Source organism: Pseudomonas sp. AP19 (assembly GCF_001728855.1).
Lineage (GTDB): Bacteria > Pseudomonadota > Gammaproteobacteria > Pseudomonadales > Pseudomonadaceae > Aquipseudomonas > Aquipseudomonas fluorescens.
This window is the reverse complement of record NZ_LXJP01000006.1, coordinates 19,204-40,580: the sequence shown is the minus strand read 5'-3', so window position 1 is coordinate 40,580 and position 21,377 is coordinate 19,204. Positions and strand designations below refer to the sequence as shown.

At 57.4% G+C, this 21,377-nt stretch carries 26 protein-coding genes and 1 tRNA gene; 8 read left to right on the top strand and 19 right to left on the bottom strand.

Annotated features, from left to right (window positions below):
* The first annotated feature begins 109 nt into the window (after window positions 1-109).
* Entirely contained in the window at window positions 110-661 is a 552-nt protein-coding gene (locus tag A7D21_RS07105; protein ID WP_047531118.1) for a restriction endonuclease, read from the top strand.
* 131 nt (window positions 662-792) lie between these two features.
* On the opposite strand, the gene A7D21_RS07100 is transcribed toward A7D21_RS07105, so the two are convergent.
* From A7D21_RS07100 to thrS, 9 genes are all read right to left on the bottom strand, one after another.
* A tRNA-Pro gene (locus tag A7D21_RS07100) sits at window positions 793-869 on the bottom strand.
* 90 nt (window positions 870-959) lie between these two features.
* Complete coding sequence (locus tag A7D21_RS07095) at window positions 960-1,316, bottom strand: MerR family transcriptional regulator (RefSeq protein WP_069551337.1); 357 nt, start codon at window positions 1,314-1,316, stop codon at window positions 960-962.
* Window positions 1,297-1,599 carry an integration host factor subunit alpha gene (gene ihfA, locus A7D21_RS07090; RefSeq protein ID WP_002553164.1) on the bottom strand — a complete coding sequence of 101 codons (303 nt, stop codon included), beginning with the start codon at window positions 1,597-1,599 and terminating at the stop codon, window positions 1,297-1,299. Before ihfA ends, A7D21_RS07095 begins: the two co-directional genes overlap by 20 nt.
* A 3-nt stretch (window positions 1,600-1,602) precedes the next feature.
* Complete coding sequence (gene pheT, locus A7D21_RS07085; protein WP_069551336.1) at window positions 1,603-3,981, bottom strand: phenylalanine--tRNA ligase subunit beta; 2,379 nt, start codon at window positions 3,979-3,981, stop codon at window positions 1,603-1,605.
* Between the two features lie 26 nt (window positions 3,982-4,007).
* The gene (pheS, locus tag A7D21_RS07080; protein ID WP_034099107.1) at window positions 4,008-5,024 is read right to left on the bottom strand and encodes a phenylalanine--tRNA ligase subunit alpha; all 1,017 of its coding nucleotides are present in this window, start codon (window positions 5,022-5,024) and stop codon (window positions 4,008-4,010) included.
* 109 nt (window positions 5,025-5,133) lie between these two features.
* Window positions 5,134-5,490, bottom strand: a complete 357-nt coding sequence (rplT, locus tag A7D21_RS07075; protein ID WP_053257052.1) for a 50S ribosomal protein L20 — start codon at window positions 5,488-5,490, stop codon at window positions 5,134-5,136.
* Between the two features lie 30 nt (window positions 5,491-5,520).
* Window positions 5,521-5,715: a 50S ribosomal protein L35 gene (rpmI, locus tag A7D21_RS07070; RefSeq protein WP_002553160.1), complete on the bottom strand. Its 195-nt coding sequence runs from the start codon at window positions 5,713-5,715 to the stop codon at window positions 5,521-5,523.
* Window positions 5,716-5,775: 60 nt separating this feature from the next.
* Window positions 5,776-6,327, bottom strand: coding sequence for a translation initiation factor IF-3 (gene infC, locus A7D21_RS07065; RefSeq protein WP_169875357.1), 552 nt, complete (start codon window positions 6,325-6,327; stop codon window positions 5,776-5,778).
* A complete protein-coding gene (thrS, locus tag A7D21_RS07060; RefSeq protein WP_053257053.1) occupies window positions 6,327-8,249 on the bottom strand; it encodes a threonine--tRNA ligase in 1,923 nt (640 codons plus the stop codon). Before thrS ends, infC begins: the two co-directional genes overlap by 1 nt.
* Before the next feature lie 371 nt (window positions 8,250-8,620).
* On the opposite strand from thrS, the gene A7D21_RS07055 reads away from it, so the two are divergent.
* Complete coding sequence (locus A7D21_RS07055) at window positions 8,621-8,935, top strand: hypothetical protein (protein WP_053257054.1); 315 nt, start codon at window positions 8,621-8,623, stop codon at window positions 8,933-8,935.
* A gap of 289 nt (window positions 8,936-9,224) precedes the next feature.
* Entirely contained in the window at window positions 9,225-9,437 is a 213-nt protein-coding gene (locus A7D21_RS07050) for a cold-shock protein (RefSeq protein ID WP_032631434.1), read from the top strand.
* 73 nt (window positions 9,438-9,510) lie between these two features.
* On the opposite strand, the gene A7D21_RS07045 is transcribed toward A7D21_RS07050, so the two are convergent.
* Together A7D21_RS07045 and A7D21_RS07040 are read right to left on the bottom strand one after the other, a co-directional pair.
* Window positions 9,511-9,831: an I78 family peptidase inhibitor gene (locus tag A7D21_RS07045; protein WP_053257055.1), complete on the bottom strand. Its 321-nt coding sequence runs from the start codon at window positions 9,829-9,831 to the stop codon at window positions 9,511-9,513.
* Window positions 9,832-9,974: 143 nt separating this feature from the next.
* Window positions 9,975-10,283 carry a hypothetical protein gene (locus A7D21_RS07040; RefSeq protein ID WP_053258007.1) on the bottom strand — a complete coding sequence of 103 codons (309 nt, stop codon included), beginning with the start codon at window positions 10,281-10,283 and terminating at the stop codon, window positions 9,975-9,977.
* Window positions 10,284-10,455: 172 nt separating this feature from the next.
* Here A7D21_RS07040 and A7D21_RS07035 point away from each other — a divergent pair, with 172 nt between their 5' ends.
* On the top strand, window positions 10,456-10,668 hold the full coding sequence (locus A7D21_RS07035) for a hypothetical protein (RefSeq protein ID WP_053257056.1): 213 nt from the start codon (window positions 10,456-10,458) through the stop codon (window positions 10,666-10,668).
* A 33-nt stretch (window positions 10,669-10,701) separates the two neighbouring features.
* Here A7D21_RS07035 and A7D21_RS07030 read toward each other — a convergent pair whose 3' ends face one another.
* Genes A7D21_RS07030 through A7D21_RS07000 form a run of 7 tightly spaced genes read right to left on the bottom strand, consistent with a single transcriptional unit; the run spans window position 10,702 to window position 17,670 of the window.
* Window positions 10,702-11,730: a nucleoside hydrolase gene (locus A7D21_RS07030; protein WP_053257057.1), complete on the bottom strand. Its 1,029-nt coding sequence runs from the start codon at window positions 11,728-11,730 to the stop codon at window positions 10,702-10,704.
* A 26-nt stretch (window positions 11,731-11,756) separates the two neighbouring features.
* Window positions 11,757-12,161, bottom strand: a complete 405-nt coding sequence (gene rbsD / locus A7D21_RS07025) for a D-ribose pyranase (protein WP_053257058.1) — start codon at window positions 12,159-12,161, stop codon at window positions 11,757-11,759.
* Window positions 12,158-13,075, bottom strand: coding sequence for a ribokinase (gene rbsK / locus A7D21_RS07020; protein WP_069551335.1), 918 nt, complete (start codon window positions 13,073-13,075; stop codon window positions 12,158-12,160). Before rbsK ends, rbsD begins: the two co-directional genes overlap by 4 nt.
* Before the next feature lie 23 nt (window positions 13,076-13,098).
* On the bottom strand, window positions 13,099-14,121 hold the full coding sequence (locus A7D21_RS07015) for a LacI family DNA-binding transcriptional regulator (RefSeq protein WP_053257060.1): 1,023 nt from the start codon (window positions 14,119-14,121) through the stop codon (window positions 13,099-13,101).
* A 3-nt stretch (window positions 14,122-14,124) separates the two neighbouring features.
* Window positions 14,125-15,102: an ABC transporter permease gene (locus A7D21_RS07010; protein WP_053257061.1), complete on the bottom strand. Its 978-nt coding sequence runs from the start codon at window positions 15,100-15,102 to the stop codon at window positions 14,125-14,127.
* The gene (locus tag A7D21_RS07005; protein WP_053257062.1) at window positions 15,099-16,652 is read right to left on the bottom strand and encodes a sugar ABC transporter ATP-binding protein; all 1,554 of its coding nucleotides are present in this window, start codon (window positions 16,650-16,652) and stop codon (window positions 15,099-15,101) included. The genes A7D21_RS07010 and A7D21_RS07005 overlap by 4 nt, the downstream gene beginning before the upstream one ends.
* Before the next feature lie 58 nt (window positions 16,653-16,710).
* Window positions 16,711-17,670: a sugar ABC transporter substrate-binding protein gene (locus A7D21_RS07000; RefSeq protein WP_069551334.1), complete on the bottom strand. Its 960-nt coding sequence runs from the start codon at window positions 17,668-17,670 to the stop codon at window positions 16,711-16,713.
* A gap of 555 nt (window positions 17,671-18,225) precedes the next feature.
* Here A7D21_RS07000 and A7D21_RS06995 point away from each other — a divergent pair.
* The 3 genes from A7D21_RS06995 (at window position 18,226) to A7D21_RS06985 (ending at window position 20,448) form a co-directional block, all read left to right on the top strand.
* Complete coding sequence (locus tag A7D21_RS06995; RefSeq protein ID WP_069551333.1) at window positions 18,226-19,314, top strand: asparaginase; 1,089 nt, start codon at window positions 18,226-18,228, stop codon at window positions 19,312-19,314.
* Window positions 19,315-19,502: 188 nt separating this feature from the next.
* Window positions 19,503-19,754, top strand: coding sequence for a DUF1654 domain-containing protein (locus A7D21_RS06990; RefSeq protein ID WP_169875153.1), 252 nt, complete (start codon window positions 19,503-19,505; stop codon window positions 19,752-19,754).
* 4 nt (window positions 19,755-19,758) lie between these two features.
* A complete protein-coding gene (locus A7D21_RS06985; RefSeq protein ID WP_053257066.1) occupies window positions 19,759-20,448 on the top strand; it encodes an endonuclease in 690 nt (229 codons plus the stop codon).
* A gap of 31 nt (window positions 20,449-20,479) precedes the next feature.
* On the opposite strand, the gene A7D21_RS06980 is transcribed toward A7D21_RS06985, so the two are convergent.
* Window positions 20,480-20,845 (bottom strand): SPOR domain-containing protein, encoded by a 366-nt coding sequence (locus tag A7D21_RS06980; protein ID WP_069551331.1) that lies wholly within the window; start codon window positions 20,843-20,845, stop codon window positions 20,480-20,482.
* A gap of 262 nt (window positions 20,846-21,107) precedes the next feature.
* On the opposite strand from A7D21_RS06980, the gene csrA reads away from it, so the two are divergent.
* Entirely contained in the window at window positions 21,108-21,302 is a 195-nt protein-coding gene (gene csrA / locus A7D21_RS06975) for a carbon storage regulator CsrA (protein WP_003192511.1), read from the top strand.
* Window positions 21,303-21,377 lie beyond the last annotated feature (75 nt).

Genomic DNA, 21,377 nt, shown 5'->3' with positions numbered 1-21,377 from the left:
CATGGCTCTCCTGTCATGCCAACCCAACACCTCAAGTTGCGCGCCGTCGCACTAAATTTACCCAATAGCCGCAAGCTGGACGGGCAATCTCTCAGTTTAAGGACGACAAATGTTTCCACCAATGGCGAACTCCTATCTCGAAATCACAGCCACTGAATTTGAGCGGTTGGTCAGGGACTGGATCCTCAAGCAAGGTGGTGAGCTGACCTCGCTAGAGGTGACTCATGACGCGAAGGTGGAGAGCTACGACTCAACCTACCAGATCGACGTACTAGCGAAATTCCAAGCCTTTGGAGGCGCCGAATTCAAGGTTCTGATTGAGTGCAAAAAATACCGTAGCGCAGTCGAACGAGAGTTGGTTCAAGTGCTGCACGACAAGGTCAGATCTGTGGGCGCTCATAAAGGAATGCTGTTCACCACATCAGGATTTCAATCAGGAGCGATCAAATATGCCAAAGCTCACGGTATTGCGCTGGTTTCGATTATCGACGGTGCAGCTACCTATGAAACCCGCTCGGCGTATCCAGTCGCGGCACAGCGTCCGGCCTGGCTCAACCTTCCGAAATTTTCGCTCTGGCACGTTGGTGAAAACGAAGCAGGCAACATCTCGATGAAATCCTTGGGCCGTGCTGATACGGAAATCAACGAGATGTTCAGCTGAAGAGATGAGGCGGATTAGCGAGTGCTCTTTATTGCGAGGGTACAGATTCTCCGTGGGAGTAAATGTGGGAGTAATTTCGTAGGCATGAAAAAGCCCAATCTGGAAAGATTGGGCTAACTCATTGAAAAATATGGTCGGGACGGAGTGATTCGAACACTCGACCCCTAGCACCCCATGCTAGTGCGCTACCGGACTGCGCTACGCCCCGACTAGGCGTGTTACTGGGTTCGCTTCGCAACGAAGCGATCAGGAATATACCGCAAGCTTTTGAAATGTGGAAGTATTTTAAAAGCCTGGGTTATTTCTTCAAAACCACCAGCACATCTTCGAGTTCGGAGATCATCTGGCGGATCAATTGCTTGTATTGGGTGGTGTCGTCTTTGGCTTCATCACCGGACATACGCTGGCGCGCGCCGCTGATGGTGAACCCATGATCGTAAAGCAACGCGCGGATCTGTCGGATCATCAGCACATCCTGGCGCTGATAATACCGACGGTTCCCGGTGCGTTTGACGGGGTTGAGTTGAGGAAACTCCTGCTCCCAATAGCGCAGCACGTGCGGTTTGACCGCACAGAGCTCGCTGACTTCACCGATGGTGAAGTAGCGTTTGCCTGGGATGACGGGTAGCTCGTCGTTATGACTTGGTTCCAGCATAAGCCTCAACTCGGGCCTTCAACTTCTGCCCTGGACGAAAGGTGACCACACGGCGAGCCGTGATCGGGATTTCTTCTCCCGTTTTTGGATTGCGGCCAGGCCGCTGGCGTTTGTCCCGCAGGTCAAAATTGCCGAAACCGGACAATTTGACCTGTTCGTTGTCTTCCAGAGCGTGCCTGATTTCTTCAAAAAACAGCTCGACCAATTCCTTGGCCTCGCGCTTGTTCAGACCCAACTCTTCGTACAGACGTTCCGCCATCTCAGCTTTCGTCAAAGCCCCCATACGTCACTTCCTTAACGTGGCGTTCAACCTTTGTTCGAGCGAGGTGAGGATATTTTGTGTCGTGGTATTCACCTCATCGTCATTAAGAGTGCGCGATGGATGCTGCCAGGTCAAGCCAACTGCAAGGCTTTTTCTATGCGGATCAATGCCTTTACCCTGATAGACGTCAAATAGCCTGAGGTCTGTCAGCCATTCCCCTGCATTTTCACGGATTACATCCAGAACAGCAGTGGCGGCCACGTCACGGTCGGCAATCAGCGCCAGGTCACGACGCACTTCAGGGAAGCGCGACAACTCGCTGAATTTAGGCATTTTGCCCGACGCCACTTCCGCCAGCACCAGCTCAAAAACGAACACAGGACGGTCGAGACCGAGGGTTTTCGACAGCTCGGGGTGGATCGCACCGACGAAGCCCACCAAGCGCCCTTCGCGCTCGATACGCGCAGTCTGGCCCGGGTGCAACGCTGGATGATTGCCTGGCACGAACGTGAAGTCGTTCAGTGCACCGGCAAAGCCCAATACCGCTTCTACATCAGCTTTAACGTCGAAGAAGTCCACGGCGTCACGGCCCTGTGCCCAGCCTTCCGGCAGCCGGCTACCGCACACCACACCGGCGAGCATCGGCTCTTGCTTCAGGCCGTCGAGTTGGCCGACGAAACGCAGGCCGCTTTCGAACATGCGTACGCGATCCTGCTGACGGTTCAGGTTATGCGAAAGTGCCTTGACCAAGCCTGGCCACAGCGACGAGCGCATGGCGGCCATGTCGTTGGAGATCGGGTTAGCCAACAGCAACGGCTCGACACCTGGGTTGAACAGTTCGAACTGCTTCGGATCGATGAAGCTATAGGTCACGGCTTCCTGGTAGCCACGGGCAACCAGCAGGCGACGCAACTCAGGCAGGTGCGCACGCGCTTCGGCCTTGGGTTGCGGTGCCAGGCGCGCTTGCGGGTAGCGCACCGGCAGACGGTTATAGCCATACAGACGGGCCAGCTCTTCGATCAGATCAACTTCAAGGCTGATATCGAAACGATGGCTTGGCACTTCAACGTGCCACTGCCCTTCGGCGCCAGCGGAAATGCCAAGGCCAAGTGCCGACAACAATTGCTCGATCTGCGCAGGCTCGATCACCAGGCCGAGCATTTGCTCGACGCTTTTGGCGCGCAGCGTAATAGGGGCAACGGACGGCAGGTACTGTTCGTTGACGGTTTCGGTGATCGGGCCGGCGTCGCCACCGGTGATCTCCAGCAGCAGGCCAGTGGCGCGCTCCATGGCTTCACGGGCCAGCTTCCAGTCCACGCCACGCTCGTAACGATGCGAAGCATCGGTGTGCAGGCCGTAAGAACGCGCCTTGCCGGCGATGGCGATCTGATCGAAGAACGCGCTTTCGAGGAAAATATCGCGAGTGGTCGCGGACACGCCGCTGTGCTCGCCACCCATCACGCCGGCAATCGCCAGGGCGCGGGAATGGTCGGCGATGACCAGGGTATCAGCGCGCAGGCTGACTTCCTGGCCGTCGAGCAAGACCAGCTTCTCGCCTTCTTCGGCCATGCGCACGCGGATACCGCCATTGATTTCGGCGAGATCGAACGCGTGCAACGGTTGGCCCAGCTCCAGCATCACGTAGTTGGTGATGTCGACGGCAGCGTCGATGCTGCGCACATCGGCGCGACGCAGGCGCTCAACCATCCACAGCGGGGTTGGCTTGGAGAGGTCGACGTTACGGATCACACGGCCCAGGTAGCGTGGGCAAGCGTTGGGCGCCAGCACTTCAATCGGGCGCACTTCCTCGTGCACGGCAGCGACTGCGGCAACCACGGGGCGGGTGACCGGAACGTTGTACAACGCGCCGACTTCACGGGCCAGGCCAGCGAGGGACAGGCAATCGCCACGGTTCGGGGTCAGGTCGACCTCGATGCTGGCGTCTTCCAGCGCCAGGTAGACACGAACGTCCTGGCCTACGGGTGCGTCAGCCGGCAGCTCCATCAGGCCGTCGTTGCCCTCGCCCACTTGCAGTTCTGCCTGGGAGCAGAGCATGCCGTTGGACTCAACGCCACGCAGCTTGGCTTTCTTGATCTTGAAGTCGCCGGGCAGTTCGGCGCCGATCATGGCGAACGGAATCTTCAGGCCCGGGCGCACGTTTGGCGCTCCGCATACGACCTGGAAGGTTTCGGTGCCATTGCTGACCTGGCACACCCGCAATTTATCAGCATCAGGGTGCTGCTCGGTGCTGAGCACCTCGCCCACGACCACGCCGCTGAAAACACCGGCGGCCGGCGTTACGCTATCGACCTCAAGGCCGGCCATCGACAGACGAGCAACCAGCTCGTCGCGATCTACCTGCGGGCTTACCCAGCCACGCAGCCATTGTTCACTGAATTTCATCCTGCTCTCCTAAAGATTCGTTACGACTAGCGAAATTGCGCGAGGAACCGCAAGTCGTTGTCGAAGAACAGACGTAAGTCGTTCACGCCGTAACGCAGCATGGCCAGACGCTCAACGCCCATGCCGAAGGCAAAGCCCGAGAACTCTTCCGGGTCGATCCCGGACATGCGCAGCACGTTGGGGTGAACCATGCCGCAGCCCATCACTTCCAGCCAGCCGGTCTGTTTGCAGACGCGGCAGCCTTTACCGCTGCACATCACGCACTCCATATCGACTTCGGCGGATGGCTCGGTGAACGGGAAGAACGAAGGACGGAAACGTACCGCCAGCTCCTTCTCGAAGAACACCCGCAGGAATTCTTCGATGGTGCCTTTGAGGTCGGCGAAATTGATGTCGCGATCAACCAGCAGGCCTTCGACCTGGTGGAACATCGGCGAATGGGTGATATCCGAGTCGCTACGGTACACACGGCCTGGGCAGACGATGCGGATCGGCGGCTTGTTCGCTTCCATGGTGCGGACCTGTACCGGCGAGGTATGGGTGCGCAACAGCATGTTCGCGTTGAAATAGAAGGTGTCGTGCATCGACCGGGCCGGGTGATGGCCTGGGATGTTGAGCGCCTCGAAGTTGTGATAGTCGTCTTCGACCTCAGGGCCTTCGGCAATGCCGTAGCCAATATGGGTGAAGAACTGCTCGATACGTTCCAGAGTCCGGGTGATCGGATGCAGACCGCCCGAGGCCTGGCCACGGCCAGGCAAGGTGACGTCAATGGACTCGGCGGCGAGCTTGGCCGCAAGATCGGCCTCCTCGAGCGACGCCTTGCGCGCATTGAGAACCTCTGTGACACGCTCCTTGGCGACGTTGATCAGCGCACCGACTTGCGGACGCTCTTCAGCCGGCAAATTCCCCAGGGTCTTCATCACCTGAGTCAATTCACCCTTTTTGCCAAGGTAGTGAACCCGGATTTGCTCCAGGGCATTGATATCTTCAGCGCTTTGCACAGCCTCAAGAGCTTGAGCAACGAGCGCGTCCAGGTTTTCCATGTACAGACTCCAGATACAAAATAGGGGAAGAGCTTGAAGGCTCTTCCCCTATTTATGACGTTTACCACCTTGGGCTGCAGGAGCAACCCAGGGTGACTGTCGGGGGTACTTAAGCCAAAGTGGCTTTAGCTTTCTCGACAATCGCAGCAAACACCGCTTTATCGTTCACGGCCAGTTCAGCCAGAACCTTACGGTCGATTTCGATGGACGCTTTTTTCAGGCCAGCGATGAAACGGCTGTAGGACAGACCGTTAACACGTGCACCAGCGTTGATACGAGCGATCCACAGAGCGCGGAACTGACGTTTTTTCTGACGACGGTCACGGTAGGCGTATTGGCCTGCCTTGATTACCGCTTGCTTGGCAACACGGAATACGCGTGAACGCGCGCCGTAGTAGCCTTTAGCAAGTTTCAGAATTTTTTTGTGACGCTTACGGGCAATGACGCCACGCTTTACACGAGCCATGAGTTACTTCCTCTATTCTTGATCCAAAAATTAACGAAGGCGCAGCATGCGCTCGACTTTTGCCACGTCAGACGGATGCAGCAAGCTGCTACCGCGCAGTTGACGCTTACGCTTGGTCGACATTTTGGTCAGGATGTGGCTCTTGAAAGCGTGCTTGTGCTTGATACCGTTAGCAGTTTTCAGAAACCGCTTAGCAGCACCACTTTTAGTCTTCATCTTTGGCATGTTCGGATACTCCGCATTCAGTTGATAAACATAATCAGAAGGCCTGCCGTGCCCTGTTGATTACTTCTTCTTTTTCGGGGCGATGACCATAATCAGCTGGCGTCCTTCCATCTTAGGATGCTGCTCGACAGAACCGTACTCCAACAGGTCAGCTTCAACCCGCTTGAGGAGCTCCATCCCCAGCTCCTGGTGGGCCATCTCACGGCCGCGGAATCGCAAGGATACCTTGGCCCTGTCCCCATCACTCAGGAAACGTACCAGGTTGCGCAGTTTTACCTGGTAATCCCCTTCCTCCGTCCCTGGACGAAACTTGATTTCTTTTACTTGAATCTGCTTCTGGTTCTTCTTCGCTGCAGCAATCTGCTTCTTCTTCTCGAAGATCGACTTGCCGTAGTCCATCACCCGGCAAACGGGTGGGATTGCATCGGCGGAAATTTCCACCAGGTCCAATTTGGACTCTTCAGCAATACGAAGCGCTTCATCAATCGAGACGATGCCAATCTGCTCGCCGTCAGCGCCAATTAACCGAACCTCGCGTGCCGAGATATTCTCGTTGATCGGGGCTTTCGGTGCAGCTCGTTTATCTTGTCTCATTTCACGCTTAATAATAATTACTCCGAATCTGGGCGACCACGCCGGGAAACCGCTTGCGCGAGGAACTCAGCGAACTGGGCGACGGGCATCGAGCCCAGGTCAGCACCTTCACGAGTACGCACAGCGACAGTCTGCATCTCGACTTCCCGATCTCCGATAACCAAAAGATAGGGAACCTTGAGCAAAGTATGCTCGCGGATTTTAAAGCCGATCTTTTCATTTCTCAAGTCGGACTTGGCACGAAATCCGCTTTCGTTGAGAGTTTTTTCAACTTCAGCGGCAAAATCGGCCTGTTTATCAGTGATATTCATGATCACTGCCTGGGTCGGAGCCAGCCACGCAGGGAATGCACCCTCGTAGTGCTCGATCAGGATACCGACGAAACGTTCGAACGAGCCGAGGATCGCCCGGTGCAGCATAACCGGGTGCTTACGGCTGTTGTCTTCGGAGACGTATTCGGCTCCCAAACGGATCGGCAGGTTAAAATCGAGCTGCAAAGTACCACATTGCCAGACACGACCAAGACAATCTTTCAGCGAGAACTCAATTTTCGGACCGTAGAAGGCGCCCTCACCCGGCTGCAGATCGTACGCAAGGCCCGCATTGTCTAGCGCTGCGGCCAATGCAGCTTCGGCGCGATCCCACAGCTCGTCGGAGCCGACGCGTTTTTCCGGACGAGTGGACAGCTTCATTTCGACTTCGGTGAAGCCGAAATCGCGATAAACGTCCATGGTCAGCTTGATGAACGCAGCGGATTCGGACTGCATCTGCTCTTCGGTGCAGAAGATGTGGGCGTCATCCTGAGTGAAGCCACGCACACGCATGATGCCGTGCAGCGCACCCGACGGCTCGTTACGGTGGCAGGCACCGAATTCGGCCAGACGCATCGGCAACTCGCGGTAGCTCTTCAGGCCTTGGTTGAACACCTGCACGTGGCACGGGCAGTTCATCGGCTTGATGGCGTAGTCGCGGTTTTCCGACTGGGTGGTGAACATGTTGTCGGCGTAGTTGGCCCAGTGCCCGGATTTCTCCCACAGGCCGCGATCAACGACTTGCGGAGTCTTGATCTCCAGGTAGCCGTTATCGCGCTGAACCTTGCGCATGTACTGCTCGAGCACCTGGTACAGGGTCCAGCCGTTCGGGTGCCAGAACACCATGCCCGGCGCCTCTTCCTGAAGGTGGAACAGGTTCAGGCGCTTGCCGATCTTGCGGTGGTCGCGTTTTTCGGCTTCTTCGATGCGCTGGATGTAGGCAGCCAGTTGCTTCTTGTCAGCCCAGGCAGTGCCGTAGATCCGCTGCAATTGCTCGTTCTTCGCATCCCCGCGCCAGTAGGCGCCGGACAACTTGGTCAACTTGAACGACTTGAGGAAGCGTGTGTTCGGCACGTGCGGGCCACGGCACATGTCGACGTATTCTTCGTGGTAATACAGGCCCATGGCCTGTTCGTCCGGCATGTCTTCCACCAGACGCAGCTTGTAGTCCTCACCACGCGCGGTGAACACGTCGATCACTTCGGCGCGCGGCGTGACTTTCTTGATGACGTCGTAATCTTTTTCGATCAGCGCGTGCATGCGCGCCTCGATCGCCGCCAGGTCGTCCGGAGTGAAAGGACGCTCGTAGGCGATATCGTAATAGAAGCCTTCGTCAATGACCGGGCCGATGACCATCTTCGCGGTCGGGTACAGCTGCTTGACCGCATGGCCAATCAGGTGGGCACAAGAGTGGCGAATGATCTCCAGCCCCTCTTGATCCTTCGGCGTAATGATTTGCAGGCTGGCATCGGCGGTGATCAGGTCACTGGCGTCAACCAGCTTGCCGTCGACCTTGCCGGCCACGGTGGCCTTGGCCAGGCCAGCACCAATGGATGCGGCGACCTCGGCTACGGAAACCGAATGATCGAATGAACGTTGACTGCCATCGGGAAGAGTAATAGTTGGCATGGCGCCTCCTCTCCTAGTGGTGACCCCTACCAAAGGTCACGTGGGTTGGGATGAGCCAGTACAAGATCCAACACCAGGCCGTTCAGTGATGAACGCCTGCCTTACAGCGGCAGGAGCCTTTCGGCCAACCGATAATCGAACCAGAGTGACTGGAGTGAACTCAAAAAAGAACATGGCAAGGCGGCAATTGGCACGCCTGTAAATAGCCAAGCGCAGGATCCTAGCACAGATGAACGGTCATCGCGCCGACACGGCCTTACGAAATACAAATTCCAGCGTTTATAGCTGCAAAAGTGAACTTGAGCTGTACGACAGGCCTCAAACACACCGAGAATCGCCGTTCGTCCTCAAGACTTCAGGAGCCTTTAACTATGCGTTTTTCCTCGACCTTCGCGCTTGCTGCATCGCTGGCCTTCCTCTCCTTCGGTGCACAGGCTGCAGCCCCATCGAACTGGCCTTCGGCCGCTGAACGGGAAAACTTCGTCAAAGACTGCACGTCGGCCGCTCAGCAGAGCGTTGACGCCAAAACCGCCAAAGACCATTGCGAATGTGGCGCCGACAAGATCAATGCGGAATTGAGCACCGCTGAAATCAAGGAGCTCATGACCAACCAGAACGCCAAGCAGGAGCTTAAAAACAAAGCGGTCACGGCTATTTCGTCTTGCAAAGTCGTGAAGAAAAAGTAAGAACGACCACTGATCAGGCAGCCATTTCGCTGAAAAAAAAGCCTTAAAACTGCCATTTCTCACAAATTACGCAGCTTTTACGGCTTTTTTTAACAGCTGATATTTCGCAGCAAAGCCCCGTAGATCGGGGCTTTTAGCCGATCAAGGCACTAAACGCTACGTCATTGATTAGCAAACAATGCCTTGGGGGGGCTCCCAAGCCGAACATTTCGACTATGATAGCCAAGTGTGCCCAGTTGGCCTGAGCAGCACAGCACTACTGAAAATATATGTTTCTTGGAGATACACCATGTCTAATCGCCAATCCGGCACCGTTAAATGGTTCAACGATGAAAAAGGCTTCGGCTTCATCACTCCTCAAGGTGGCGGTGACGACCTGTTCGTACACTTCAAAGCTATCGAAAGCGACGGTTTCAAAAGCCTGAAAGAAGGCCAAACCGTTTCCTTCGTGGCTGAGAAAGGCCAAAAGGGTATGCAAGCTGCACAGGTTCGCCCAGAGTAATTCTGTGCTGAGCTAAAAAAACCCCGTCCATGTGACGGGGTTTTTTATGGGCGCTGCAAAAGCCGGGGCGCTATCAGCCGCAGTTGACCCGTGTGATCACCAGGTTGTCGTCGGTGTTCAGGTTCAAGCGGTCGGAGCGGTATTCCAGAGTGATCATGTCGTTAGGCTTGAGGATCCGCGCGTTCTGCGCGCCGGCACGGGTACGCGCCTGATCCAGCAACTGAGGCGAGGCTTTCTGGCCAATGGCGAATTCGGCAGCTTTCGACTCACAACGGCTATGGCCTGCGTCAGCAGCGGCGACGCCTTTGCCTGGCTCTGGGGCACCCGGGGTGCTGCAACCCGCCAACGCGAGTGCTGCCAACAAAGTGCCGAATGATGCGAGCTTCCAAGGCATGAAGCCTCCTATGATAAAAATGGACAGAGATCGTGCGACCGCGATCTGGCCGTTTGGTTTCAAGACGTAAATCGGCTGACGGCAAGTCTGCCTGACTCAGGGCGAGCATTCGCCCGGTCAATCGTCACCAGATATGAACGCACTCAGTAGATGTCGATGTAGTCAAACGGTGGGGTTGGCCAATTCTGCGCGAGCGCATTGAAAATCTGCATGACCCAGACCTCATCGCTGGCCGCGACTTTACCGACATAACCCGAACCCTTCGCCCAGGTTTCCAGGCGAAACAGCAGGCCGTCAATCTCGACACCGCCTACGGCCTTCCCGGAGGAGATATACGCGATACCGGCCTTGGTCACTCGTAACTGGGTATGCTCGTCGTCACTGGCACTGGCGAGCAGTTGACGAACCGCCTCCAACGTGAGGTTATCGGGGTTGTTCAAATCGATCTGCACCTGGGGTTCCCCGGCAATTGAATTGAACAACAGTGTCGCACAGCGCCGGCCTCAACCCGAAGTACCTCATGCCTAAGTAGCAGTGCCAAAGACCACGCAAAAATGGTTAACTGCCGCGATTAAAACCGCGTACCAGCGCACTACCCAGCACTTCCAACCCCGCGAGCCCCCCATGACCACTGTAACCCTCCAAGCCGACATCAAAGCCAAGTGGCCTCAAGGACAGAGCTCCTACAGCCCCGGAAGCCCGGAGGAGTTGGCAATCATCGGAATCGACCTGTTGGTCAAGGAACTCGGCACTCAGGCCGCGCAGGCCTTCATCGGCCAGGTATTCGAGAAGTACCCGGCCGATCACATGGGCGCACACAAGCCCGAGCGCGAATAAGAACCGGCCGGCGAGCGCCGACCGCTACACAGATTACTTCAGGCGCGCCAAGCGCTCGGTCAGCAGATCGAAGAAGCCTTGGGCGTCGCCGTTTTCAACCCAGAACGCGTTCTTCGGCTGTTTCAAGCCGTCATACCAATCGACGATGGTCTGGCCGAAGGTCGGACCCTCGCGACTGTCCACCACCACGTTAACCTCACGCCCACTGAACAGTGCCGGCTTGAGCAGATAAGCAATGACGGTAGCGTCGTGTACCGGGCCGCCCGGGATGCCGTAGTGCTCCATGTCGCCTTTGACGTATTCATTGAGAATGTCGCCAACCACTTTGCTCGCATTGTTGTTAATCGCTGCGATTTTCTTCAGGCGCGCTTCGCTGGTCAGCACCTTGTGGGTCACGTCCAACGGCAGATAGGTCAGCTTGACGCCACTTTTGAGCACGATTTCAGCGGCGATAGGGTCCGCGAACAAGTTGAACTCAGCCACCGGAGTGATATTGCCACCATTGAAGTGCGCACCGCCCATCACCACCACTTCCTTGATGCCTTGGGTGATTTCCGGAGCCTGGGTCAACGCCAGCGCCAGGTTGGTCTGTGGGCCGAGCATGGCGATGGTGATGCTGTGCGGCTTGGCAGTGCTGAGCGTTTTGATCAGGTAGTCGACCGCGTTGCCGTCAGCCAGGCCTTTTTTGGGCTCATGCACGGTGACACCGGAGATACCTTCCTTGCCGTGAATATTCTCAGCGTAAATCGGCGTGCGCAGCATCGGTTTTGGCGCGCCTGCGTACACAGGAATTTCCTCACGCCCTGCCCACTCACGAGCCAGGCGAGCGTTGCGGGAAGTCTTGTCCAGGCGCACGTTACCGGCGACGGTGGTCAGCGCACGAATGCTCAGTTCCTCCGGAGAGGCCATGGCAAACAGCAAGGCCACTACGTCATCGGCACCTGGGTCGGTATCGATGATCAGGTCGATTTTTTCCGCCGCTTGGGCGCTGGCGGCTGTGAGCGCGGACAAAAGCAGGACACTCCGAAACAGGTTTTTCAGGGTTGGAAGACCACGTTGCATGACACACTCCTTGTCGTAAGAAAACTCTAGAAGGTTACGCCGGACACCAGCGCGATATTGCAATAAGGCTGGCACTCGCCAGTGCGCACCACGGCGCGGGCCTTGCGGCTGAGCTGCTTGAATTCTTCGTGGCTGACCAGGCGACGCTCGCCGAGGGCAGCCTGTTCTGTCAGGGAGTTGAGCGAGGTGAGCGCAGGAGGCTGCTTGAGCAGGATTTCTTCCGCCAATACATGGCTTTCGACCTGCATCTCACTCAACACAATGCGCAGGGTGCTGATGAAATCAGGAATGCCCTGAGTCAGCGCCAGGTCGATCAACTCGACGCCCGGTGGCACTGGCAGGCCGGCGTCGCCAATCACCAGGATGTCACCATGACCGAGAGACGCGATCACGCGCGACAGGGCGATATTGAGCAGAGGTGTCTTTTTCATGAGGGTATAAAACCTTGAACGTCCTGCAATGCAGGGATAGAGGGTTGTGCACCGGCGCGGGTGACCGACAGCGCAGCGGCGACTTGACCAAAGCGAATGGCCTCGGCTTCGCTTTTACCGTTGGCAAGCGCGGCGGCAAAACCACCCACGAAGGTGTCACCGGCCGCAGTGGTGTCCACCGCCTTTACTTTGGGCGCCACCAGGTGCTCAAAGCCGTTGCCATCGGCAAACAGCACGCCCTGTGCACCCAGAGTGATGATCACTTTTCCGGCGCCCGCTTTGATCAACTGCGTCGCGGCGACCTTGGCGCTGTCGAGGGAGTCGACGGTCACGCCAGTTAATTCACCGGCTTCGCTTTCGTTCGGAATCAGATAGTCGATCGAGGCGTACCATTCCTTCGGCAACGGGCCGCTGGCCGGTGCCGGATTGAGGATCACCGTCTTGCCCAGTTCACGACCGCGCTTAAGCGCATGGCCCACGGTGTCCATAGGGACTTCCAATTGGCAGACGATCACATCGGCCGCCTGCAACACCGCATCGGCCAACTGCAACGAAGCCGGCGTCAGCTCACCGTTGCTTCCCGCAACGATCACAATCGCGTTCTGGCTGCTGTCATCCACCACAATCAATGCCACGCCGCTCGAGCCGTCTACCGAGCTGACGGCCTGGCAATCAATGCCCTCCACCAGCAACGCGTCGCGCAATTGAGTGCCGTAGGCGTCCGTGCCGACGCAGCCAATCATCGCCACATCAGCGCCCAGGCGCGCCGAAGCCACTGCCTGATTGGCGCCCTTGCCGCCCGGCACGGTGGAAAACGTTTGGCCAATCAGGGTTTCACCGGCGCGCGGCAAGCGACTGGCGCGGGTGACCAAATCCATGTTCAAGCTGCCTATTACCACTACTTTTGCTGGCATACATCAGTACTCATCAATTCGGTTCAGCGGTATTGGGCGAACACACCGGCAAACGGCGCCGTTGACTCACGCAACACAATGCTTGGCGTCACGATGCGCTGATCGATCGGCAGTTGGGGTGTCGCAATTCGTCGCAATAAGAGTTCGGCGGCCGTCTCGCCCAATTGCAGGATTGACTGTCCGACCGTGGTCAGCGCCGGGTACACGTAGCGGCCCATTTGAATATCGTCAAAACCGATCACCGACAGCTCGCCAGGCACACGAATATTGCGCTCGGCTGCCGCACGTAATACACCGAAACCGATCATGTCGTTACTGGCGAAAATCGCACTCGGCGGGTTTTCCGACAGCAACTGTACCGCAGCGGCATACCCTCCGGTGCTGGTGAAGTCGCTTTCCAGGGTGCGACTGGCCATTACTTCCACGCCCGCCTCATGCAACGCACGGTGGTAGCCCGCAAGCCGCATTTGCGCCACACGGGTGTGGCCGGGGCCACCAATGCAGGCGATGTCCCGGTGCCCCAGTTCAAGCAAGTGCCGGGTCGCCAGGTAAGCGCCTTCCTCGTGGTCGATACGCACCAGGTCGACATCAATGCCGTCCAATGCCCGGTCGACAATCACCATGGGCGTGCGCACCGCGCTCAATCCCGCAGCAAGGCCGCTGTCATCGCCACCTACCGAGGTCACGATCAAGCCGTCAATGCGCTTCTCCAGCAATACGCGCAGGTAGCTGCGCTGCTTCTCGGCGTTATCGTCGGAGTTGCAGAGGATCACGCAATACCCATTACGCTCACAGTAATCCTCGATGCCCCGCGCCAGTTCGGCAAAATACGGGTTAAGGCTATTGGGCACCAGCAGGCCGATGGTGGCGGTGGTCTTGGCTTTGAGTGAGCGGGCGACGGCACTCGGCACATAGTCCAACTGCTTGATCGCCGCTTCAACCTTGATCCGCACAGGCTCGCTGACCGGCCGCGTCTTGTTCACCACATGGGAAACGGTGGTGTAGGAAATACCTGCGAGCGCTGCCACATCCTTGATCGTTGCCATGGTTCAGCCCCGCCGACTGGCGCGCTGGCTGCGGTAGGTGTCGAGGACCACGGCAATCACGATCACGGCACCGGTGATGATGCGTTTGGTGGGCTCCGTGGCACCGATCTGCGCAAGGCCGGCCGCCAGCACCGAAATAATCAACACACCGAAGAACGTACTGATAACCGAGCCGCGCCCGCCCATCAGGCTGGTGCCGCCGATCACCACTGCCGCGATCACTTGCAACTCAAGGCCGGAGCCGGCATTCGGGTCCGCCGCTTCCAGGCGTGAAATCTGGAACAGTGCCGCCACACCGGCCAACAGCCCCATCAGGCTGAATACCAGGATCTTGTAGGGCTTGGGATTGATCCCGGCCAGACGCACCGCCTCTTCGTTGGTGCCGATACCGATCAGGTAACGGCCGAACACAGTACGGGTCAACACCAACTGAGCGGCGACGATGACCAGCAAAGCAATGATAAACGATGGCGAAATTCCGAACGCAACCGGGTTGGACAACCAGGCAAACGAATCACCAATATAAGCGGTGCGCGAACCGGTCATCTGGTAAGCCACGCCACGCGCCATTTCCAGAACGCCGAGGGACACGATAAATGACGGAATGCGCCAGGCCACAGTAATCGAACCGGTGATGGTACCCGCCAACGCCGCGCAGCCCATGCCCAGCACAGCCGCTGGCAATACGCCCCAACCCCAGCTGAGAATTGCCACGCTGACCGCCGATGCCGCCAAGGCCAGCACCGAGCCCACCGACAGGTCGATACCGCCGATGATCAGGATGAACGTCATGCCCACCGCCAGCACCATCAGGTCCGGAATCTGGTTGGCCAGGGTGCTGAAGGTGTCATAGGACAGGAAGTGATCGCTGAGTACCGAGAACAGCGCAATCATGGCGAGCAAGGCACCGGCCAGCCCCAGATAAGTACCCAGGCCGTAGAAGTTGCCGCCGGTTTTACCCGGGGAGTTTGTTGTTTTCATGGGGTATCCCTAAGCACTGCGTCGTTCAGCAGCGCGTCACGTTTTTGATAGCCGGCAAAGGCGGCGGCGAGCAATTCGTCCTGGGTCCAACTGTCGCGTTCGAAGGTCTCGATCAGGCGTCCGGCGGACAGCACGCCGATGCGATCGCAGATCAGCATCAGCTCCCGCAGGTCGCTGGACACCACGACCAGCGCTTTGCCCTGGCGCGTCAATTCGCCGAGTAACGCATAAATGTCGAACTTGGCGCCGACATCGATACCGCGGGTTGGCTCGTCAAAGAGCATCACCGCGCAATCGCGCTCCAGCCAACGGCCGATCACGACCTTCTGCTGGTTGCCGCCCGACAGCTCGGACACCAGCTGTGCAGGGCTAGAGCTGCGGATGCGCATGGCATCAATCTGGCGCTTGGCCAGGGCCGTTTCGTCGCGGCGGTTAACCACGCCGCCGCCGGAAATTTCCGGCATGTTGCCCAGCGCGATATTGGCGCTGATGGATTGGCTCAGCAGCAGGCCTTCACCCTTGCGGTCTTCGGTAATCAGAGCAATGCCATGAGCCACCGCGTCCACCGGCGAACGGATACTCACCACCTGCGCTGGCGACCCCAAGGCCACCGTGCCACTGTCGGCCAGGTCAGCACCGAAAATCAGGCGTAGCAATTCGGTCCGGCCCGCACCGATCAGGCCGGAGATGCCATAGATTTCCCCGGCACGCACTTCAAACGACACATCGCGGACCTTGTCCGAGCGGGTCAGCCCTTTCACTGTCAGGGCGGGGCCACCAATGGTGCGTGGCCCCAGGTCGATCTGCTCACCCAGTTCGCGACCGACCATCAAGGTGACCAGCTGCTCACTGTTGTAATTGGCCATCGGCTCGACGCAGACCAGCTTGCCGTCGCGCAACACCGCAATACGCTGCGCGACACGGGCCAGTTCTTCGAGCCGGTGTGAAATATAAATGATCGCCACGCCCCGGGCCTGCAGGCGGGTGATTTGCTCGAACAGCATCTCGACTTCACGGGCAGTGAGCATGGCCGTGGGTTCGTCGAGGATCAGTACATGGCAGTCGCCGATCAGGTTACGGGCGATTTCGACCATTTGTTGATGGCCGATGCCCAGGCTCCCGACCAGGGTGTCCGGGTCGATCGCGTCCAGCCCGACGTGGGCCATCGCCTCGATCGCGGCCTTGCGCAGTTGGGTGCGGTTGATCCAGCCACAGTTTCTGGGCAGGTTGTCCAGGAACAGGTTTTCGGCCACGGTCAGCGTTGGCAACAGGTTGAGTTCCTGCATAACCATGCGCACGCCCAGCTCTTCAGCCTGGGTGCGGCTACCGGGGCGGTAATCCTGGCCATTGAACTGCATGTGCCCGGTGGTCGGCGTGACCAGCCCGCCGATGATTTTCGACAACGTGCTTTTACCAGCGCCGTTCTCACCGGTCAGCGCCAGCACTTCCCCGCGATTGAGCGTCAGGGTGATGTCGGACAGAACCGGTTGGGCATAGGTCTTGCCGATACCGCTGACCGAGAGGACAGCGTTCGGGGCGGAAGATGACATAAGAAAAATCTCCAGGCGCCCGCTCAGGACGAGCGGGCGCTGTTGGGTGCTGCCAGGATTACTTCTTGAGGACGAGTTCGACCGGGGTTTCGATCACGCCATCCTTGGCATCGACTTGTTCACCCTTGACCAGCTTGAGCGCATTCTGGATACCGAACACAGCTTGCTGAGCAGCGGCTTGGTCGGCAGTCGCCAGGACGCGGCCGTCCTGCAGCATCGGTTTGATGGCTTCGATATTGTCGTAGCCCACCACCAGCACTTTGCCGGCCTTGCCTGCGGCACGTACTGCGGAGACTGCGCCCAGTGCCATGTTGTCGTTACCCGCCAGCAACGCCTTGAGGTCCGGGTATTCGCTCAGCATGGCGGAAGCGACTTTCTGGCCCTGGTCAATTTCCCAGTTACCCGATTGGGTAGAAACGATCTTCATGCCGGCAGCGTCCATCGCATCCTTGTAGCCTGCGGTGCGCTGCTGGGCGTTGGTGGTGGTCGGCACGCCTTCGATGATGCCGACCTTGTCACCCGAGGTCAGGTGCTTGGCCAGGTAGTCACCGACCAGCTTGGAGCCTTTGCGGTTGTCCGGGCCCACAAACGGGATGTTGAGGTTTTTGCTTTTCAGTACGTCCGGATCAAGGCGGTTGTCGATGTTGACGACCTTGATGCCGGCATCCGAGGCTTTCTTCAGCACGGTGACCAATGCCTTGGAGTCGGCCGGGGCGATCACGATGGCGTTAACTTTGGCGAGGATCATCTGGTTGACGATATCGATCTGCGCACTGGTATCGGTTTCGTTCTTGATACCGTTGGTGATCATGTCGAAATCAGCGGCGTGGGTTTTCTGATAGTCCTTGGCGCCGTCCTGCATGGTCACGAAAAATTCGTTGGCAAGGGACTTCATCACCAGGCCGACCTTGGGTTTGGCGGCGGCGTCTTCAGCGAATGCAGAGGAGAGAGGTAGAGCAGCGGATGCGGCAGCAAGCACAGCGACAGCAAGAAGACGTCCAGCAAATGGCAGCTTCATGGGTTCACTCCGATCTTATGATTATTGTAAGCAACGCTTGCACCGAAGAATGCTCCGGCAGCCCTCCCACCCGGGTGGCTGATACGAGTTTTCACGATACTCAGGGAGCGCTGCGTGAAACATCTCGCAAACGTTTGCGTTAGTCAAACTATGAGAACCTTGTCGAGATTTGTCAACGACGGAAATCTGCCTTTCATCTGACCCAGGCCTTTCACCGCACAGCTGATGTGACTAAACATGGCCTTCGCCCGACCGCTCGCTGAAACGACAGGCAGGTGCCCCACCGTCATACACGCCTGCATGAATATTCCATCATGGTTTTCGGACAACCGAACGCAATAGCCCCTCACTGTTCGGAAAGCCGGACAAACGCCCATCAGCCCCACCTGCAAAACCAATATAAGTTGTTTTAAATCAACACGTTAATTTATATGTTCGGCCACCATCAGCCTGGTACAAATCCTGCTCTTTCTCAGCACCTCGCGGCATTCAGAATCGCCCGGGTGTTCTAGATGAACCTGCTACCGCACTCATCAAAAACCAGAGAGAAAAATAATGAAATCTGCACTGAAAACCTTCGTTCCGGGCGCCCTAGCCCTACTGCTGCTGTTCCCCGTTGCTGCCCAGGCAAAGGAAGTCGAAACCAAGACCAAGCTGGCCAACGTGGTGATTCTCGCCACCGGCGGGACCATTGCCGGTGCCGGCGCCAGCGCCGCCAACAGCGCCACCTACCAGGCGGCCAAGGTCGGTATCGAGCAATTGATCGCCGGTGTTCCTGAGCTTAGCCAGATCGCCAATGTCCGCGGCGAGCAAGTGATGCAAATTGCGTCCGAAAGCATCAACAACGAAAACCTTCTGCAGTTGGGTCGCCGAGTAGCCGAACTGGCTGACAGCAAGGACGTGGACGGCATCGTTATCACCCACGGTACCGACACCCTCGAAGAAACCGCTTACTTCCTGAACCTGGTGGAAAAGACCGACAAGCCAATCATCGTCGTCGGTTCAATGCGTCCTGGTACCGCCATGTCGGCTGACGGCATGCTCAACCTGTACAACGCCGTGGCTGTCGCCGGCAGCAAAGACGCTCGCGGCAAGGGTGTACTGGTCACCATGAACGATGAGATCCAATCGGGTCGCGACGTCAGCAAAATGATTAACATCAAGACCGAAGCATTCAAAAGCCCGTGGGGCCCATTGGGCATGGTCGTTGAAGGCAAATCCTATTGGTTCCGCTTGCCTGCCAAGCGTCACACCATGGATTCCGAGTTCGACATCAAGACCATCAAAAGCCTGCCAGACGTGGAAATCGCCTACGGCTACGGCAACGTGAGCGACACCGCCGTCAAGGCCCTGGCCCGGGCCGGTGCCAAAGCCATCATCCATGCCGGCACCGGCAATGGTTCGGTGTCTTCCAAAGTCGTCCCTGCCCTGCAGGAACTGCGCAAGCAAGGCGTGCAAATCATTCGCTCTTCCCACGTGAATGCCGGCGGTTTCGTTCTGCGTAATGCTGAACAGCCTGACGACAAATACGACTGGGTTGTCGCACACGACCTTAACCCACAGAAAGCCCGCATTCTGGCAATGGTTGCCCTGACCAAGACCCAGGACAGCAAAGAATTGCAACGGATGTTCTGGGAATATTGATTGTTGGTGACACCGGTAGAGGCGGGCTTGCCTGCCTCTACTTCCCCGCTCGCCCCTCGCTACACATTCCCCGCGCGACACCCGCTGTCTGAATGGACCGTCAAAACCAACTGGCTTGATTTTAATAAGTTGCGAAATTCGCAACAGTTAAATACTGTATGTACGTACAGCAAAGTAAGGAATATTCCGTGGCAACGTCTTCTTCCGCAGCGCAAACCTCGCCTGACGCCTATACGCGACTCGCCGTTCGTGTGCAAAAAATCATCAATTCGACCAACGCCCAGAAAGCCAAGGCCGCCCTGATCTTCCGTTTGCCGGACGAGCCAGAGGAGGAATGGGGGCGCTTGCTGGAAGAAATAGCCGAGAACGACAACGTCACCCTCGCCTATCGGGATGATGGCGGCGTGCAGATATTCTGGGTTGTGCCGAAGGAAGATTGATTCAATGAGTGCCCGTTTTATTGCTGTTTTTTGCTTGTTTTTTACCGTTACCGCTCATGCTCAGGCGCCCCGAACCTTCAGTGAAGCCAAGAAAGTCGCCTGGAAGCTCTACGCACCACAGTCCACGGAGTTCTACTGCGGCTGCAAATACAATGGCAACCGTGTGGATTTGAAAGCCTGCGGTTACGTCCCACGCAAAAATGCCAACCGCGCTGCACGCATCGAATGGGAACACATCGTCCCGGCCTGGCAGATCGGGCATCAGCGCCAGTGCTGGCAAGCCGGTGGGCGCAAAAACTGTACGCGCTACGACGACGTGTTCAAGCGCGCCGAGGCGGACCTGCACAACCTGGTGCCGAGCATCGGTGAGGTCAATGGCGACCGTAACAACTTCAGTTTTGGATGGCTGCCGGTGCAACGTGGGCAGTACGGGTCATGCCTGACCCAGGTGGACTTCAAGGCCAAGAAGGTCATGCCCCGCCCATCCATTCGCGGGATGATCGCCCGGACCTATTTCTATATGAGCAAACAATACGGCTTGCGCCTCTCCAAACAGGACCGCCAACTGTATGAAGCCTGGAACAAGACCTACCCCGTGCAACCTTGGGAGCGTCAGCGCAACCAGACCGTGGCGTGTGTGATGGGCCGCGGTAACGAGTTTGTCGGCCCGGTGAACCTGAAAGCCTGCGGCTGAAAATGGGCGGGACTGCCGCCCAACCTGCCAGTTACTGCGCAGTCTTGTGCTCGATAACCTGCGACTCGGTATCATTTTTCTTGGCGCGTGCCAGTTTTTCGGTCAACAGGGCCTGCTTGGCTTCAGCTTCGGCCTTGCTCGCGAACGGGCCCAGCAACACCTCGTCCTTGCCGTCGGTCTTCACGATATAAAAATTGAAACCATGTTCCAGCAGCCAGGCGGTCAAGTCGGTGATCGCCTGCAGTTTGTGGTCTGGCGGGCCCACCCACACGTCCCACTCCTGAGCGGCAATCACCCCGGTTTGAGGCTGGTTCTCGGTCACGGCAGGCTTGGCCTTGGGGGCATCGACCGGTTTACCTTCACCGCAACCGGCCAATGCCAACACCGCAATTGCCATCGCTACTTTACGCACTGCCCTGCTCCTTTAAGGATAAAGAGGCAACTTTATCATTCACTGTCTATTCTGGCCGTCATAAACGTTGGCTTAAACAATGCGAATGATGTACCGCAGACCTGTATGATGCCGCCATGGGAATTAATGTCGCCTCTATGCGTCCTAAAAGAGGCAGTCACAGGGAAGCGCTTAGCAGTAAGCTACACACATCCGACACGTGCCCTGTCTGAAACATGTGCCCTTAAAAGTAATCAAGGAGAAGTCCATGCTGATACTCACCCGCAAAGTTGGTGAAAGCATAAACATCGGTGATGACATTACGATCACCATTCTGGGCGTCAGCGGCCAGCAAGTACGAATCGGCATCAACGCCCCCAAGGACGTTGCCGTGCATCGCGAGGAGATTTACCAGCGCATCCAGGCCGGCCTCACGGCTCCGGACAAAAACCAGACTCCTTGACGCCCTGCTCAGTAGCCAGCCTTTTCGTTCACTGTAACGGCTGGCGAAATCCCTCCAGCCTGTTCGCGCTTTCTT